The organism is Streptomyces sp. NPDC046909 (genome assembly GCF_040644695.1).
Lineage (GTDB): Bacteria > Actinomycetota > Actinomycetes > Streptomycetales > Streptomycetaceae > Streptomyces.
This window is the reverse complement of the sequence record NZ_JBEYXC010000011.1, coordinates 86136-100927: the sequence shown is the minus strand read 5'-3', so window position 1 is coordinate 100927 and position 14792 is coordinate 86136. Positions and strand designations below refer to the sequence as shown.

Here is a 14792-nt window from a genome sequence, read left to right as displayed (position 1 = left end):
CCTCAGCCGGGGGCCGGGGGGAGCGCTTGGCACAGGGCTTCCAGGGCCGCTCCGTAGGCGTGCTCCGAGGGGGTCGCGTAGCCGACGACCAGGCCGTCAGGGGCGGGCATGTCCGTCCCGGAAGCCTCCGAAGCCGCTGGATGCCGGAAGTCGGCGAGGCCGTCCAGGGCGATGCCCCGCCAGGTGGCGGCCTTGACGGTGGACCGCTCGGTGCCCGGCGGCAGCCGCAGCACCGCGTGCAGGCCGGCCGCGACCCCGGTGACCTCGACATGCGGCGCGTGCTCGGCGAGCGCGGCGACGAGGCGGTCGCGACGGCTCCGGTACCGCTGCCGCATACGCCGCACATGACGGTCGTACGAGCCGGATGAGATGAGGTCCGCGAGGGCCAGCTGGTCCAGGACGCTCGCCCAGGCCTCCCGCTCGCCCTTGGCCGCGAGCACGGGACCGACGTACCGCTCGGGAAGGACCATCCAGCCCAGCCGCACCGCCGGGGACAGGCTCTTGCTGACCGAGCCGATGAAGATCACGCGCTCCGGGTCGAGCCCCTGGACCGCCCCCACCGGCTTGCGGTCGTAACGGAACTCCCCGTCGTAGTCGTCCTCCAGCACCACCCCGCCACGCGCGCGTGCCCAGTCGACGACGGCCGCCCGCCGCTCGGCGTGCAGCGGGCCACCGGTCGGGAACTGATGCGCGGGCGTGAGCAGCACGCCCCGCTCCCGCCCCAACCGGCTCACATCGGCGCCGTGTTCGTCTAGGGGCAGCGGTACGGTCCGGACGCCGGCGGTGGCGAGGAGCTGCCGGTGGAAGGGGAGGCCGTACGCCTCCACGGCGAGGGGATCGCGGACGATCGGCGACTGACCGGTTGGCTGGGCGGGCCTCTGGGCGGCGGGCCGGGCGGGCGCTTGGAAGAGCAGCCGCAGGGCGTGTGCGAAGCCGGAGCAGATGACGACCCGGCCCGGCTCGGTGCGCACGCCACGCGCGCGTGCCAGGTACTCGGCGAGGGCCTCGCGCAGCTCGATCCGCCCGGCGGGGTCACCGGGGCCGAAGACCTCGTTGGGCGCCTGCTGGAGGGCCCGCCGGTAGGAGGCCAGCCAGGCGGTGCGCGGGAACGCGGAGGCGTCCGGAGTGCCCTGGCGGAGGTCGTGCCGTGGTCCACGCACGCGTGGCGGCGTTTTCACGGGTACGCGCGCGTGCTTGCCGTTGCGGAGAGGTTCGGCGCGCTCGGCGACCCGGGTGCCCGAGCCCTGGCGGGCGGTGAGCCAGCCCTCCGCGACGAGCTCCGCGTACGCGTCGGCGACGGTGTTCCGGGCCACCCCGAGATCGGCGGCGAGGGAACGGTACGGCGGCAGCCGGGTGCCGGGGGCGAGCCGCCCACCGCGTACGGCCTCGCGGAGCGCGTCGATGAGAGCGGCCCTCTTGCTGCTCGCCCGGGAGAGTTCGAGGTGCAGGTCGGAGCCGATCCGCTGCGCTGAATTGACCCATGACTCCGCCATGGAAATGCACCCTACAGTGGGTCTTTCCGGCTCGTAGGTTGAGGGACATGACGACGAACACGCAGACGAACACCGGCCGCCTCAACTTCGCCAAGTCCGCCCCGAAGGCCTTCCGAGCCCTCATCGGCTTCGACGCCGCCGCCCGCGCGGGCCTCGACCCCGCCCTCGTAGAACTGATCCAGATCCGCGCCTCCCACCTCAACCACTGCGCCTACTGCCTCCACATGCACACCAACGACGCCCGCAAGGCCGGCGAGAGCGAGGACCGGCTCCACATGGTCGCCGTGTGGCGCGAGGCCCGGAACTTCTTCACGCCGAAGGAGCAGGCGGCCCTGGCCCTCACGGAGGCGGTGACGCTGGTGGCCGACGGGGGAGTCCCGGACGAGGTGTACGCGGAGGCCGCGGCCCGCTTCGGCGAGGAGGAACTGGCCCAGGTCCTGGCACTGATCTTCGCGATCAACACGTGGAATCGGGTGGCCCTGGCGACGAAGAAGGTGGCGGGGACGGACGAGCGGGGTTGAAGCGGTGGGGGGTGGCGTGGGGCGGGCGCCCGCCGGTGTGGCGTGGGGCTGGCGCCCGCTGGTGTGGCGTGGGGCTGGCGCCCGCTGGTGTGGCGTGGCGATGGTGCCGCCCGGGAGGTGTGGCGAAGGCACCGGCCGGGGTGGTGTGGCGCTGGTGCCGCCGGGGTGGTGCGGCGATGGCGCCCGCCGGGGTGGTGTGGCGATGGCGTCCGCCGTCGGTCCCGGCTACACCGTCATCGGCCGGTCGTACGGCCCGATCGGCGCAGGCAACCGCGAACTCCCCGTCAGATGACGGTCGACCGCCGCGGCCACCGCCCGTCCCTCCGCGATCGCCCACACGATCAACGACTGCCCCCGCGCCGCGTCCCCCGCGGCGAACACGCCGGAGGCGCTCGTCGCGAACCCGGCGTCCCGGCTGATCGTGCCGCGCGGCTCCATCGCCAGCCCCAGCTGGTCGACGAGCCCGTCCCCCCGGTCCGGCCCGGAGAAGCCGAGGGCGAGCAGGACGAGGTCGGCGGGGAGCGCCCGCCCGGTGCCCGGCAGCGGCCGCCGCTCCGCGTCCACCTCGACCAGGTGCAACGACCGCACCTGCCCGTCCGCGTCCCCGGTGAAGCGGAGCGTGGACGCCGCGAACAGCCGCGCGTCCGCGTCCGCCGCCGGGGCGGTCCGGAGGTCACCGGCCTCCTCGTGCGCCGCCGACAGCCGGTAGATCTTCGGATACGTCGGCCAGGGCTCGGTGTCCTCGTCGCGCTCGGCGCCGGGCTGGGCGTAGATGTCCAACTGGCTGACGGACGCGGCCCCTTCACGCACCGCCGTCCCCAGACAGTCGGCCCCCGTGTCCCCACCGCCGACGATGACGACATGCTTCCCGGCGGCGGACAACGGGGAGCTCTCCAGATCCCCGTCGCACACCCGGTTGGCCAGCGGAAGATACTCCATCGCCTGATGGATCCCCGCCAACTCCCGCCCGGGTACGTCGAGTTCGCGCCAAGCCGTCGCCCCCGTCGCGATCACCACCGCGTCGTACCGCGCCCGCAGCTCCGCCGCCCCGATGTCCCGCCCGACCGCCGTCGACGTACGGAACTTCGTGCCCTCCGCCCTCATCTGCTCGATCCGCCGGTCCAGATGGTGCTTCTCCATCTTGAACTCCGGGATGCCGTACCGCATCAGACCGCCGAGCCGGTCGTCCTTCTCGTACACCGCGACGGTGTGCCCCGCCCGCGTCAGCTGCTGTGCCGCGGCGAGCCCGGTCGGCCCCGACCCGATCACCGCGACCGTCCGCCCCGACAGCCGGTCCGGTGGCCGCGGCGGCGCGAACCCCAGCTCCCAGGCCCGGTCGGCGATCGCGACCTCGACGTTCTTGATGGTGACCGCGGGCTGGTTGATGGCGAGCACACACCCCGCCTCGCACGGCGCGGGACACAACCGCCCGGTGAACTCGGGGAAGTTGTTCGTCGCGTGCAGCCGGTCGGCGGCCCGCCGCCAGTCGTCCCGGCTGACCAGGTCGTTCCACTCGGGGATCAGATTGCCGAGCGGACACGCCTCGTGGCAGAACGGCACCCCGCAGTCCATGCACCGGTCGGCCTGCTTGGTGATGATGGGCAGCAGCGCCCCGGGGACGTACACCTCGTCCCAGTCCCTGACCCGCTCCTCGACCGGCCGCCGGGGCCAGTCCTGGCGAGGGGTGGTCATGAATCCCTTGGGATCGGCCATGGCCGTCTTCCTTGCGTGGGTTTCGACGGGCCGTGCGTCATCGGGCGGCTCTTTCGGCCACGATACGTCCCGCCGGCCACTCGCGCAGAGTGGGGGACAGCGCTTTCTCAGGCGCTTCACGAAGCCCCCGGCGACCCTGTCGCGGCTACCCTGGGCACCTCTGTCGCGGCTACCCCCGGCATCCCTTTCGCTGCTACGCCAGGGCCAGCAGGTACGACAGCGCCGCGGCGCCCGAGGCGACCATGCGGACGTGGTTCCAGACCGTCCACTCCCGCACATACGTCGGCCAGTACGCCGCCGCCTCCGACGTCCCCGCCTCCAGTCCCATCAGGGTGTCGTTGCGCGGCACGTTCGCGACCATGGTCACCCCGAACGAGCCGAACAGATACAGCGCACTGCCCAACAGCAGCTCCACCGTGCCCTCGTCCGGCCACAGCACGAACGTCACCACGGCGATCACCGCGCACAACACCGCCGACCCGGCGAACACCAGCATGAACGCGGGCCGCAACGCCGTCACATTGATCGCCTTCATCGCGGCGACACCCTGCGCGGGCGGCAGCGCGGCGAGCCCCTTCATCACGAACGTCGAGAACGCGCAGAAGACCCCGGCCACCAGACCGGTCCCGAGCACCCCCAGCACCGTCAGCACGAAGTACGGTCCCTCGATCATGTCAACGTCAACTCCCGCATCGAGCCGAGATCTTGCCCGGCACCAACCGTCACCACAAGTGAATTCCCGTACGGGAAGCGTCACCATGGCCGAGGACCGCGAGGGCATGCGCGAGCGTCCAGGGGGCTTCTCAAGCCGGGTGCTCCTTCCGTACAGGACCTTCCGAACCGGACCTCACTGTGTCGACTCCGGGTGCGGGGGTGCGGGGGTGCGGGGGTGCGGGGGTGCGGTGTGACCTCAACCGGCCGCCACTCCTTCCTCTTCCTCCTCCGCACGCCAGCCGCCCAGCACCGACTCCACCCCCGCCGAGATCCGCCGCCGCGCCTCATGCCTCGGCACCCCGCTCATCAGCAACCGGTCGTACGGCGTGTCCAGATGCCGTACGGACGCCACCACCGCCGAGACCACCGCCGCCTCGGACAGGGCCCGCCCCGCCGCACTCCGCCCCACCCGCCCACTGCCCCGCACCGAGGCATGCGCCGCGATCCCCTGCGCCCGCTCCACCGGACACCGGGGAAACAGCCGCCGTATCTCCGCCGCGAACACGTCCGCGAACCGCACATCCTCCACGGCCCTCCGCCGCGCGTCCCGCGCCCTGCGCCGCCGCCGCGCCTCGGCATCTGCCAGACACCGCACCTCGGCCCGCCCGAGCGCCGCCTCCTCCACGAGCACGCCCTGCCGCTCGTACCGCCCCTTGCGCCGGTTGAACCGTACGACCACCGCCGACAGCGCACTCTCCTCCCGCGCCCTGCGCGTCAACGCCGTGTCGCCACGCGGCAGAAACACGAGATGCCCTAGATCGGCGCAGTCCAGACACCTCGGCGCCCCTTCCTCCAGCACCAGCAGCGTCAACGGCCCACCCCGGCACTCGGCACACTGCTTCCGCTTGAGGGGCTGGACGACGAGAAGCCCGGTGCGGTGCGGAGGAGTAGCGAGGTGAGACATAGGGGGTTCATTCCCGGCGACGGGGCGGGAACCACGGCGTCGGGCTGCTTGGCGGGTTGCTCTTCGACCGGGTTTCTTGGGCGGTTTCCTTTGCGGCGCCCCCTATCTCGCCGTCCCCCCCTCCCCCCGGCCCCCTCCCTCCCCCCAACCCCGCTCGGCTACTCGCCGTCGAACACCGACACCCGCGTCCGATGTGCCGTCGGCCGCTCGATCTCGTCGACCACCGCCACCGCGAGATCCGCGTACGACAGGACACGCGCCCCGTTGGGCACCCGCTCCCCGCCGATCGCGTAGCGCCCGGTGCGTGGCGCGTCCTCCTCCAGCCCTCCTCCCGGGGTGAGCATCACCCAGTCGACACCGCTCTCATAGTCCGCACTGCCCGCACCACCCGCACCGGCCTCCCGCAGCCGGTTCAGCCCCGCCGTGTGCGCCAGCGCGAACGGCCGGATCTCCGGCGGGAACAGCGCGGGATCCTCCAGGACCGGCCGCCCGTCCGCCCCGAGGAGATTCGCGAACAGCCCCACGGCGACCAGCCGCCGGACCCTCGCCGAGGCGAGCCCGTCCAGCAGCGCGTCCGCCGCCTTCACGAAGAAGTCCGGGTCGAGCGTGTCGAACCCCTGTTCCGGCCCGCTGAACGGCGACACGGCGTGCACGGCCGCCAGCTGCCCGCGGCCGGCGGAGGCGACCGAACCCGGATCGGTCACATCACCCCGGACCACGGTCACCCCCTCCGCGCCCAGCTTCGGATGGCGCGCCGGATCCCGCACCACGGCCGTCACCGCGTACTCGCGCCGCCGGGCCTCCGCCGTGACCGCCCGCCCCGCACGTCCGCCCGCTCCGAAGACGACGATCCCGCCCATGTCCAACCCCCTTGCCACGCACCGCGGTTCGGTGCCTGACCTGGACGTTAGAGACACAAGGGCCGGTTACTTCAACGGTATCGGCGCTACCCTCGACCGATGACCGACTCCTCGGACGGCATGGCTCGGCTCGCTCCGCTGGACCCCGACATGTTCGACGCGGTGTGCCCGTCGTCCGCGATGCCCTTCCGGGTGGGGGACAAGTGGACCGGCATGGTCGTCCGCTGCCTCGAAGGCGGCCCGCGCCGTTTCACCGAACTCCGGGCCCCGCTCAGGGCCGTCACCCCCAAGGTCCTCGCCGAGACCCTGCGCGCCATGGAACGCGACGGTCTCCTCACCCGCACCGCGTACGACGAGAACCCCCCTCGCGTCGAATACGCCCTCACCTCTCTCGGCCGCACCCTGATCCCCCTGCTCGACGCCGCCCGCACCTGGAGCGAGACCCACCTCCCACAACTGCTCGCCGCCCGCCGGGCCCACGAGCGGAACGCGTCCTGACCGTCTGGGGGTCGCGTCCTGACCGTCGACGGGTCGCGTCCTGACCGTCTGTCGGCCGCGTACAGACCGTCGGCGGAAGGCGTCCTGGCCGTCAGCTGACGCATCATGGGCCGTGTGCGACTCGAAGCGATCACCTGGGAACGGCTCGGCGACCTCCTCGCCGACCGGCTGCTCGACCTGAAGTCGGCCGACGACAGCCCCTGGCCCCGTATCGCCTTCGACGGCGCCCCCGCGGCCCGTCCCCAGGACCTCGCCGAACGTGTCTCCGAAGCGCTGCGCGTACGCGGCCGCCCCTCGCTCGTCGTCGGCACCGAGGGCTTTCTGCGCCCCGCCTCGCTCCGCCTGGAGTACGGCCACCAGGACGTGGAGGCCTATTACAACGGCTGGTTCGACACCGGCGCCCTGTGGCGCGAGGTCTTCGGCCCCCTCGAACCCGGCGGCGACGGCCGCGTCCTGCCCGACCTGTGGGACCCCGACACCGATCGCGCCACTCGCAGCCCCTACGTCCAACTCCCGCCCGGCGGCTTCCTGTTGCTGCACGGACCCCTCCTGCTCCGGCACTGGTTCCCCTTCGACCTGACCGTCCACGTCCTCCTCTCCCCGGGCGCCCTGCGCCGCCGTACCCCCGAGGCCGACCAGTGGACCCTGGAGGCCTTCGACCGCTACGCGGACGAGACCGACCCCGCCGGCACGGCCGACGTCCTGGTGCGGGCCGACGACCCTCGCCATCCCGCGTGGGGCGGCTGATCCAGCGGCTCTCCGGGGAAGATCCACCAAACCGCTTTTATATGCGCGTGCATGTAACTACGCTGTGCCCCATGACGACCTCCACTTCCGCGAGCGATTCCCTCTCCTTCGACGACTCCGTCCGCACCCTCCTCGACGGCAAGAACTTCGCCAGCGTCGCGACCCTCGGCCCCGACGGCTCCCCACAGAACTCCGTGGTCTGGATCAAACGGGAGGGCGACGCCGTCCTGTTCTCCTCCGTCGACCACCGCCAGAAGGTCCGCAACCTGCGCCGCGACCCCCGGATCAGCGTCTCCGTCTACGACCTCGCCAACCCCTACACCTCGGTCGAGATCCGCGGCACCGCCGAGATCCTCCCGGACCCGGACAAGCGCCTCCCGCACGATCTCTCGCACAAGTACCTCGGCATCGACCCGCCCGCCGAGAAGGAGGACGAGGCCCGCGTGATCATCCGTGTCGTGCCGCGGAAGATCGTCGGCTTCTCCGTCTGAGTGCGTGAGCACCTGAGCGCGTGAGTACCACCTGGGTGTGTGAGCACCTGGGTGCGGGAGTGCTTGAGTGCGGGAGCGCCTGGGCGCCTGGCACCTGGCACCTGAGCTTCCGGTCGGTTCCGGGTGCGGGGGCCCCGCCGCGCGGCGAGAATGTAGGGCGCCGGGACCAGCGGTGCGCCCCGCGCCGCGCCGGCCGTCCGGCACCGGGAGGTACTTCATGACCACCGCCGGAGACATCATGCACCGCGGCGCCCAGTGGATCCCCGCCCACGAGACCCTGGACCGCGCCGCCCAGCTGATGCGCGAGCTCAACGTCGGAGCACTGCCCATCAGCGACCAGAACGAACGGCTCTGCGGCATCCTCACCGACCGCGACATCGTCGTCGGCTGCGTGGCCATGGGGCACGACCCCGCTAAGGTCACGGCCGGTGAGATGGCCCAGGGCACCCCGCGCTGGATCGACGCGGGCGCGGACGTCGGCGATGTGCTCCGCGAGATGAAGGACCACCAGATCCGCCGGCTCCCCGTCATCGAGAACAAGCGCCTGGTCGGCATGATCAGCGAGGCCGACCTGGCCCAGCACCTGACGGAGGACCAGATCGCCGCCTGGGCGGAGAGCGTCTACGCGAAGAGCTCGATGCGCTGATCCGGTCTTCGGTCCTCAGAGCCAGCCGTTGCGCCGGAAGCCCCGGTACAGCACCAGGCACGCCACCGATATCACGCCGAGAACGAGGGGGTAGCCGAACGTCCAGCGCAGCTCCGGCATGTGCTCGAAGTTCATGCCGTACACCCCGCAGACCATCGTCGGCACCGCGACGATCGCGGCCCAGGCCGTGATCTTCCGCATGTCCTCGTTCTGTGCGACCGAGACCTGGGCGAGGTGTGCCTGGAGGATCGAGTTCAGCAGTTCGTCGAAGGCGGCGATCTGCTCCTTGGCGCGCAGCAGATGGTCGGAGACATCGCGGAAGTAGGCCTGTATCTCCGGGGCGACCGCCCGTATCGGCCGGGTGGAGAGCTCCTCGATCGGCCGGGTGAGCGGGACCACGGCCCGCTTCAGCTCCAGCAGTTCACGCTTGAGCTGGTAGATGCGCCCCGGGTCGAGCCGCGCGCCGTTCTGCGAGAAGACGTCCGACTCGACCTGGTCGATGTCGGCCTGCACCAGGTCGGTGACGTGCAGATAGTCGTCGACCACATGGTCCGCGATCGCGTGCAGCACCGCGGCCGGCCCCTTGCCGAGCTGCTGCGGGTCGGCCTCCAGCTCCTCGCGCAGCGGGCCCAGCGAGCCATGCATCCCGTGCCGGACGGTGATGACGAAGTCCTGGCCGACGAACACCATGATCTCGCCGGTGTTCACCACCTCGCTCGTCGCCGTGAGCTCCTCGTGCTCGACGTAGCAGACCGTCTTGAACACCGCGAACAGCACGTCGTCGTACCGCTCCAGCTTCGGCCGCTGATGCGCCTCGACCGCGTCCTCCACCGCCAGCGGGTGCAGCTCGAAGAGTTCGGCGATGCCCGCGAACTCCTGGTCCGTCGGCTCGTGGAGACCGAGCCAGACGAAACCGTCGCCGTGCTTGCGCACACGCTCCACCGCGTCGACCAGATCGCTGCCACCCGGGACGCGCGCGCCGTCCCGGTAGGTCACGCAGTTCACCACGGAGGAGCCCAGCGGTGACCGGGCGGGGTGACTCAGGTCGACGCGCCGACGGCGCCGCGCCAGCCGTGCCACCTTGCGGAGGCCGCCGACCGTGCCGAGGCTCGTGACCTTCCGCAGATTCCCTGCCATGGACATCTGGATCTCCTTGCGTGGATCCCCGCTCACCGCATCTCTGCGTCCTGGCCGGCCAGTCTGCCAGTTCGCGGTGAGAGGCGTGTAAGCCTGTGGGAACAGGGCGTTCCGCTTTGTTCCCGCCTGTGGATGACGGGCTTCGGCCTGTCGAGGTACCCGCCGATCCCTGGTCGTACCGTGGCCTCGGAGCGTCGACCGCCATGGACAAGAAGGACAACTGGGATGATCGCGACATGATGCGTACAGACGGGTATCTCCTCGACAACCAGCAGGCCGAGGCGGCGGAACGCTTCGACGCCTTCGCCGCCCTCTTCGACCCCACGACGTTCCGGCACATCGAGGCGTTCGGCATCGGCTCCGGCTGGCGCTGCTGGGAGGTCGGCGCCGGCGGTACGTCCGTCGTGTCCTGGCTGGCCAAGAAGGTCGGTCCGACGGGACGTGTGGTCGCCACCGACATCGACACCTCGCGGCTCGCCCCGGCCGCCCGCCCGCCGGTCGAGGTACGGGTCCATGACGTGGGCGCGGACGAGGCGCCGGGGGAGGGCTTCGACCTGGTGCACGCCCGGCTCGTCCTCGTCCATGTGCCGGACCGGGAGCGGGCGTTGCGGTCGATGGTCGAGTCGCTGCGCCCCGGCGGCCGCCTCCTGATCGAGGACGCGGACCCCGCCCTCCAGCCCCTGACCTGCCCCGACGACCACGGCCCCGCCGAGCAGCTGGCGAACCGCCTGCGGCAGGGCTTCCGTCGGCTCCTCGCCGACCGCGGCGCCGACCTCTCCTACGGCCGCCGGCTCCCCCGCCTGCTCCGGGAGGCCGGCCTGCGGCGCGTCGAGGCCGACGCGTACTTCCCGCTCTCCTCGCCCGCCTGCGCGGCCCTGGAGTCCGCCACGATCCGCCAGATCCGCGACCAGCTCGTCAGCGCGGGCCTCGCCACGGACGACGACATCGACCGCCACCTCGCGAACGTCGCCGCCGGGGGCATGGACCTGGCCACGGCACCGATGATCTCGGCGTGGGGACGCAAAGCGTAGGACGGGGACGGGAGTCGCCGGCCGGGCGGGTGGCCGCTTGCATGGCCGCGGCCGCGGCCGCGGCCGCGGGCGCCGGTCCCACCGTGGGCCGGCGCCCCGGCGGCATCCCGTCGGCAAGGTGACGTCGGCAATGTCCCGTCAGCAACGTGACGTCGGCAACCTGACGTCGGCCGACCACAGCCCGAAGGTCCGCCCGGGCACCGCTCCCCGCCGCTCGCCACCCCGCCGGCCCTACGTCACTCGCCCGCGGCCGGCGGTCTGCCTCCCACCCGCTCGACCGCCATCGCCCCCGCCCGGCACCCCTCCGCCGCCGCCTCCTCGGGCTCGGCGCCCGTGAGGAGGGTGGCGAGGAAGGCGCCGGTGAAGGCGTCGCCGGCGCCCGTGGTGTCCCTGGGGGTCGCCGGTATCGCCGGGACGTGGGCGGACACCGTGCCGGAGCGGGCCACCAGCGCGCCGTCGGCTCCCTGCTTGGCGACCACCAGCGGAACGTGGCGGCTCAGCTTGGCCGCCGCGTCCGCAGCGTCGGGCAACCCGGTCAGCAGGCAGGCCTCGTCGCGGCTCGGGAGCAGCACGTCGACCCCCTCGATGAGCGCGAGGAAACGGTCCACTCCCAGCTCCACGAGGAAACCGGTCGACGCAGGATCGAGGCTCACCGGCACACCACGCGCGCGTGCCGACGCCAGCGCCACCTCGACCAGGGCGCGGCTCGGCTCCGAGAACAGCAGGTAGCCCGACAGATGCAGCCGGGCCACCCCGTCGAGCAGCGTGTCCGACCAGTCCTCCGGGGCGAACCGCAGGGCCGCCCCGCTGTCCGTGAGGAACGACCGCTCGGCGGCGGCACCGGTGTCGACGAGGCAGATCACCGTCCCGGTGGGCGCCTCCGCGTCGACGACGAGGCGGGGCCGCACCCCGCAGGCCACCAGCTCCCGCTCGTGCCACGCGGCCGCTTCCGCACCCACCCGCCCGAGCATCCGGACCTCGGCGTCACCCCAACGAGCCGCCCAGCAGGCCACGTTGGCGCCCGCCCCGCCCGGCAACGCCCTGATCGACGCGACCGTGTCGGTACTCGGCGCCAGCGGCCCCCGATGCCGGGCGACGATGTCCGTGACGACGTCCCCGACGACCAGCAGTGCACCACCCGGAGCCGCGCCGCCCCCGAGCCCGTCGTACGCCGCCCCCGTCACGCCCCGGCCCAGGCCGCCGCGATCCGCCCCGCCAGTCGTACGTTGCCCCGCACCGCCGCCAGATTGGCGCTCAGGGAGGCGCCGTCGGTGTGCCGCACCAGGTAGTCGAGAAGGAACGGGGTGACCCCCTGCCCGGTGACCCCCGCCTCCTCGGCCGCGCGCAAGGCGTCGGCGAGCACGCGCGCGTGGAGCTCGGGATCCAACTGCTCGCTCTCCGGCACCGGGTTGGCGACGATCAGCGCCGACTCGGCCCCGCCCAGCGCGTCCTGAGCCCGCATCACATCCGCCACCTGCCGCGGGGAGTCCAGCGTCCAGTCCACCGGATAGCCGGAGTCCGACAGATAGAAGCCGGGGAAGCGGTCCGTGCCGTACCCCGCGATCGAGACGCCCAGCGTCTCCAGCCGTTGCAGGGTCGCCGGCACGTCCAGGATCGACTTCACGCCCGCGCACACCACCGTGATCCGGGTGCGCGCCAGCAGCCCCAGGTCCGCCGACTCGTCCTGGGTCACCGTCCACTCCCGGTGCACCCCGCCCAGCCCACCGGTCGCGAACACCCGCACGCCCGCCAGCGCCGCGAGGCGCGCCGTCGCCGACACCGTGGTCGCCCCGCTCGCCCCGCCGGCCACCGCGAGCGGCAGATCACGGTGACCCAGCTTGCGGATCCCGTCCTCGTTCGCGACCCGCTCCAGCTGCTCCTTGTCCAGGCCGACATGGGGCCGCCCGTCCAGCACGGCGATAGTCGCCGGAACGGCCCCCTCCTGCCGTACGACGTCCTCCAGCTCCAGCGCCACCTGCAGGTTCCGCGGCCGCGGCAACCCGTGCGCGATGATCGTCGACTCCAGGGCCACCACGGGTCGACGCGCGTCGACCGCTTCGCGCACTTCCTCCGACAACACCAGCACCACGCGCCTGCCTCCTGTCGATCGGTTCTCCCTCATCTCTGGCGAGCGGCAGACCTGGCCAAACCCTTGCGGGCTGTGGGCGACGACACCAGCCTGGGGAACATGACGGACAACACGACACGTCTCGACCATGTCGTCCTCTGGGTCCGCGACCCGGTGGCATCGGCCGGCTTCTACGAGAAGGCGGTCGGTATGGAACCCCTGAGGATCACCGACTTCGCCGCGGGAGCGGTGCCCTTCCCCTCCGTAAGGCTCAACGACGAGACCCTCTTCGACCTCATGCCGCTCACCATGGCGGAACGCATGAAGATGGTCCCCGGCGCCGCCGACAGCGCGGGCCACCTGGTCAACCACGTCTGCCTGGCCCTGCCCGCCGACGACTTCCAGGCACTCCGCGTCCGCCTGGAGGAACGCTCGGTCCCCGTCTCGGACTTCTCCTACGACTCCTTCGGCGCCCGCGGAATGGCCCGCCGCAGCTTCTACTTCCGCGACCCCGACGGGAACGTCTTCGAGGCCCGGCACTACGACTAGCGAGGCCTTAGGTGCGGAGAGAGGGCCACGCGCGCGTGGCCCTCTCCACAGGCGTCAGACCGGCCGTACGCCGTTCAGCGCCCCATGCGGGTCGAGCACGTACTTGCGGCTGGCGCCCTGGTCGAACTCGGCGTAGCCGCGCGGTGCGTCCTCGATGCCGATCACGGTCGCGTTGACCGCCTTGGCGATGTGCACGCGCTCGTGCAAGATCGCCCGCATCAGGTTGTGGTGGTACCTCATCACCGGGCACTGTCCGGTGGTGAAGCGGTGGCTCTTGGCCCAGCCGAGCCCGAGCCGCACCTTCAGCGTCCCGGACTTGGCGTCCTCGTCGACCCCGCCAGGGTCGTCCGTGACATACAGACCGGGAATGCCGAGCGCGCCGCCCGCGCGCGTGATGCCCATCAGCGAGTTGAGCACCGTCGCCGGCGCCTCCGGGGCGTCCGGGCCGTGGGCCCGCGCCTCGAAGCCGACCGCGTCGACCGCGGCGTCCACCTCGGGCTCCCCGAGGATCTGCGCGATCTGCTCGTCCACGCCGCCGCGCGAGACGTCGACGGTCTCGCAGCCGAAGCTCCGCGCCTGCGCGAGCCGCTCGGCGTTGAGGTCACCGACGATGACGACCGCGGCGCCCAGCAGCTGCGCCGACGCGGCCGCCGCCAGACCCACCGGGCCCGCCCCGGCGACGTACACCGTCGAACCGACCCCGGCACCCGAGCTCACCACGCCGTGGAAGCCGGTCGGGAAGATGTCCGACAGCATGGTCAGGTCGAGCAGCTTCGCCCGCGCCTGGTCCCGGTCCGGGAACCTCAGCAGGTTGAAGTCCGCGTACGGCACCATGGCGTACTCGGCCTGACCGCCGACCCAGCCGCCCATGTCGACATATCCGTAAGCCGCCCCGGGCCGTGCCGGGTTGACGTTCAGACAGATGCCGGTCTTGCGCTCCTTGCAGTTACGGCACCGCCCGCAGGCGATGTTGAACGGTACGGAGACGATGTCGCCCACGTCGAGCGTCTCGACGTCCGGCCCCCGTTCGACGATCTCTCCGGTGATCTCGTGTCCGAGGACCAGCCCCTCGGGCGCGGTCGTCCGCCCGCGCACCATGTGCTGGTCGCTGCCGCAGATGTTGCTGGCGAGCACCTTGAGGATCACACCGTGCCGGCACTTGCGGCCGACGTTCTCGGGTGCCACCCCCGGCCCGTCCTGGAGTTCGAGCGTCGGGTAGTCGATGGTCCTGACCTCCACCGCACCCGGCTTGAGATACGCGACTGCCCTGTTTCCGCTTCCGCTCATGCGTGATCGCCGTCCCTTCGGCTCCGAAGTCTTCGGATGCCAGTGGCTGTGCGCATGGCGGAGTCTGCTACCGCGTCGGCGTTCCGGCCAGCCGTCGCGCGCGGACCGAAGCAGCGGCTTCCGCGGGCCGGGA

Annotated in this window: 16 protein-coding genes; 7 read left to right on the top strand and 9 right to left on the bottom strand. The window is 72.1% G+C overall.

What is annotated here, in order from left to right; translation table 11 throughout:
- Positions 1 to 2: 2 nt before the first annotated feature.
- On the bottom strand, positions 3 to 1493 hold the full coding sequence (locus ABZ928_RS32700; RefSeq protein ID WP_361526951.1) for a PLP-dependent aminotransferase family protein: 1491 nt from the start codon (positions 1491 to 1493) through the stop codon (positions 3 to 5).
- Between the two features lie 47 nt (positions 1494 to 1540).
- Between ABZ928_RS32700 and ABZ928_RS32695 the strand changes: the two genes are divergently transcribed.
- Entirely contained in the window at positions 1541 to 2014 is a 474-nt protein-coding gene (locus ABZ928_RS32695; protein ID WP_361526949.1) for a carboxymuconolactone decarboxylase family protein, read from the top strand.
- A gap of 225 nt (positions 2015 to 2239) precedes the next feature.
- Here the strand turns inward: ABZ928_RS32695 and ABZ928_RS32690 are convergent, their stop codons facing one another.
- The 4 genes from ABZ928_RS32690 to ABZ928_RS32675 all read right to left on the bottom strand — a co-directional run bounded on the left by ABZ928_RS32690 (position 2240) and on the right by ABZ928_RS32675 (position 6205).
- Positions 2240 to 3727, bottom strand: coding sequence for a glutamate synthase subunit beta (locus ABZ928_RS32690; protein ID WP_361526947.1), 1488 nt, complete (start codon positions 3725 to 3727; stop codon positions 2240 to 2242).
- Positions 3728 to 3920: 193 nt separating this feature from the next.
- Positions 3921 to 4400, bottom strand: coding sequence for an anthrone oxygenase family protein (locus ABZ928_RS32685; protein WP_361526945.1), 480 nt, complete (start codon positions 4398 to 4400; stop codon positions 3921 to 3923).
- A gap of 237 nt (positions 4401 to 4637) precedes the next feature.
- Positions 4638 to 5345, bottom strand: a complete 708-nt coding sequence (locus ABZ928_RS32680; RefSeq protein WP_361526943.1) for a DUF2293 domain-containing protein — start codon at positions 5343 to 5345, stop codon at positions 4638 to 4640.
- A 158-nt stretch (positions 5346 to 5503) separates the two neighbouring features.
- Positions 5504 to 6205: an NAD(P)H-binding protein gene (locus tag ABZ928_RS32675; protein WP_361526941.1), complete on the bottom strand. Its 702-nt coding sequence runs from the start codon at positions 6203 to 6205 to the stop codon at positions 5504 to 5506.
- 99 nt (positions 6206 to 6304) lie between these two features.
- Between ABZ928_RS32675 and ABZ928_RS32670 the strand changes: the two genes are divergently transcribed.
- The 4 genes from ABZ928_RS32670 (at position 6305) to ABZ928_RS32655 (ending at position 8587) form a co-directional block, all read left to right on the top strand.
- Positions 6305 to 6703 (top strand): helix-turn-helix domain-containing protein, encoded by a 399-nt coding sequence (locus ABZ928_RS32670; protein ID WP_361526939.1) that lies wholly within the window; start codon positions 6305 to 6307, stop codon positions 6701 to 6703.
- A gap of 105 nt (positions 6704 to 6808) precedes the next feature.
- The gene (locus ABZ928_RS32665; protein ID WP_361526937.1) at positions 6809 to 7450 is read left to right on the top strand and encodes a uridine kinase; all 642 of its coding nucleotides are present in this window, start codon (positions 6809 to 6811) and stop codon (positions 7448 to 7450) included.
- A 71-nt stretch (positions 7451 to 7521) separates the two neighbouring features.
- On the top strand, positions 7522 to 7941 hold the full coding sequence (locus tag ABZ928_RS32660; RefSeq protein ID WP_361526935.1) for a PPOX class F420-dependent oxidoreductase: 420 nt from the start codon (positions 7522 to 7524) through the stop codon (positions 7939 to 7941).
- Between the two features lie 217 nt (positions 7942 to 8158).
- Complete coding sequence (locus ABZ928_RS32655) at positions 8159 to 8587, top strand: CBS domain-containing protein (RefSeq protein WP_361526933.1); 429 nt, start codon at positions 8159 to 8161, stop codon at positions 8585 to 8587.
- Positions 8588 to 8602: 15 nt separating this feature from the next.
- On the opposite strand, the gene corA is transcribed toward ABZ928_RS32655, so the two are convergent.
- Complete coding sequence (gene corA / locus ABZ928_RS32650) at positions 8603 to 9730, bottom strand: magnesium/cobalt transporter CorA (RefSeq protein ID WP_361526931.1); 1128 nt, start codon at positions 9728 to 9730, stop codon at positions 8603 to 8605.
- Between the two features lie 230 nt (positions 9731 to 9960).
- On the opposite strand from corA, the gene ABZ928_RS32645 reads away from it, so the two are divergent.
- Positions 9961 to 10755, top strand: coding sequence for a methyltransferase domain-containing protein (locus ABZ928_RS32645; RefSeq protein WP_361526929.1), 795 nt, complete (start codon positions 9961 to 9963; stop codon positions 10753 to 10755).
- 236 nt (positions 10756 to 10991) lie between these two features.
- Here the strand turns inward: ABZ928_RS32645 and ABZ928_RS32640 are convergent, their stop codons facing one another.
- Positions 10992 to 11939 (bottom strand): sugar kinase, encoded by a 948-nt coding sequence (locus ABZ928_RS32640; protein WP_361526927.1) that lies wholly within the window; start codon positions 11937 to 11939, stop codon positions 10992 to 10994.
- The gene (locus ABZ928_RS32635) at positions 11936 to 12844 is read right to left on the bottom strand and encodes a pseudouridine-5'-phosphate glycosidase (RefSeq protein WP_361526925.1); all 909 of its coding nucleotides are present in this window, start codon (positions 12842 to 12844) and stop codon (positions 11936 to 11938) included. Before ABZ928_RS32635 ends, ABZ928_RS32640 begins: the two co-directional genes overlap by 4 nt.
- A gap of 99 nt (positions 12845 to 12943) precedes the next feature.
- Between ABZ928_RS32635 and ABZ928_RS32630 the strand changes: the two genes are divergently transcribed.
- On the top strand, positions 12944 to 13372 hold the full coding sequence (locus ABZ928_RS32630; protein ID WP_361526923.1) for a VOC family protein: 429 nt from the start codon (positions 12944 to 12946) through the stop codon (positions 13370 to 13372).
- Between the two features lie 54 nt (positions 13373 to 13426).
- Here the strand turns inward: ABZ928_RS32630 and fdhA are convergent, their stop codons facing one another.
- On the bottom strand, positions 13427 to 14659 hold the full coding sequence (fdhA, locus tag ABZ928_RS32625) for a formaldehyde dehydrogenase, glutathione-independent (RefSeq protein WP_361526921.1): 1233 nt from the start codon (positions 14657 to 14659) through the stop codon (positions 13427 to 13429).
- Between the last annotated feature and the right edge of the window lie 133 nt (positions 14660 to 14792).

Coding starts and splice junctions, on each gene's coding strand:
- ABZ928_RS32690 (WP_361526947.1), bottom strand. CDS start 3,727: ATGGCCGATCCCAAGGGATTCATGACCACCCCTCGCCAGGACTGGCCC.
- ABZ928_RS32695 (WP_361526949.1), top strand. CDS start 1,541: ATGACGACGAACACGCAGACGAACACCGGCCGCCTCAACTTCGCCAAG.
- corA (WP_361526931.1), bottom strand. CDS start 9,730: ATGTCCATGGCAGGGAATCTGCGGAAGGTCACGAGCCTCGGCACGGTC.
- ABZ928_RS32660 (WP_361526935.1), top strand. CDS start 7,522: ATGACGACCTCCACTTCCGCGAGCGATTCCCTCTCCTTCGACGACTCC.
- ABZ928_RS32670 (WP_361526939.1), top strand. CDS start 6,305: ATGACCGACTCCTCGGACGGCATGGCTCGGCTCGCTCCGCTGGACCCC.
- ABZ928_RS32680 (WP_361526943.1), bottom strand. CDS start 5,345: ATGTCTCACCTCGCTACTCCTCCGCACCGCACCGGGCTTCTCGTCGTC.
- ABZ928_RS32685 (WP_361526945.1), bottom strand. CDS start 4,400: ATGATCGAGGGACCGTACTTCGTGCTGACGGTGCTGGGGGTGCTCGGG.
- ABZ928_RS32630 (WP_361526923.1), top strand. CDS start 12,944: ATGACGGACAACACGACACGTCTCGACCATGTCGTCCTCTGGGTCCGC.
- ABZ928_RS32655 (WP_361526933.1), top strand. CDS start 8,159: ATGACCACCGCCGGAGACATCATGCACCGCGGCGCCCAGTGGATCCCC.
- fdhA (WP_361526921.1), bottom strand. CDS start 14,659: ATGAGCGGAAGCGGAAACAGGGCAGTCGCGTATCTCAAGCCGGGTGCG.
- ABZ928_RS32665 (WP_361526937.1), top strand. CDS start 6,809: ATGGGCCGTGTGCGACTCGAAGCGATCACCTGGGAACGGCTCGGCGAC.
- ABZ928_RS32645 (WP_361526929.1), top strand. CDS start 9,961: ATGATGCGTACAGACGGGTATCTCCTCGACAACCAGCAGGCCGAGGCG.
- ABZ928_RS32700 (WP_361526951.1), bottom strand. CDS start 1,493: ATGGCGGAGTCATGGGTCAATTCAGCGCAGCGGATCGGCTCCGACCTG.
- ABZ928_RS32675 (WP_361526941.1), bottom strand. CDS start 6,205: ATGGGCGGGATCGTCGTCTTCGGAGCGGGCGGACGTGCGGGGCGGGCG.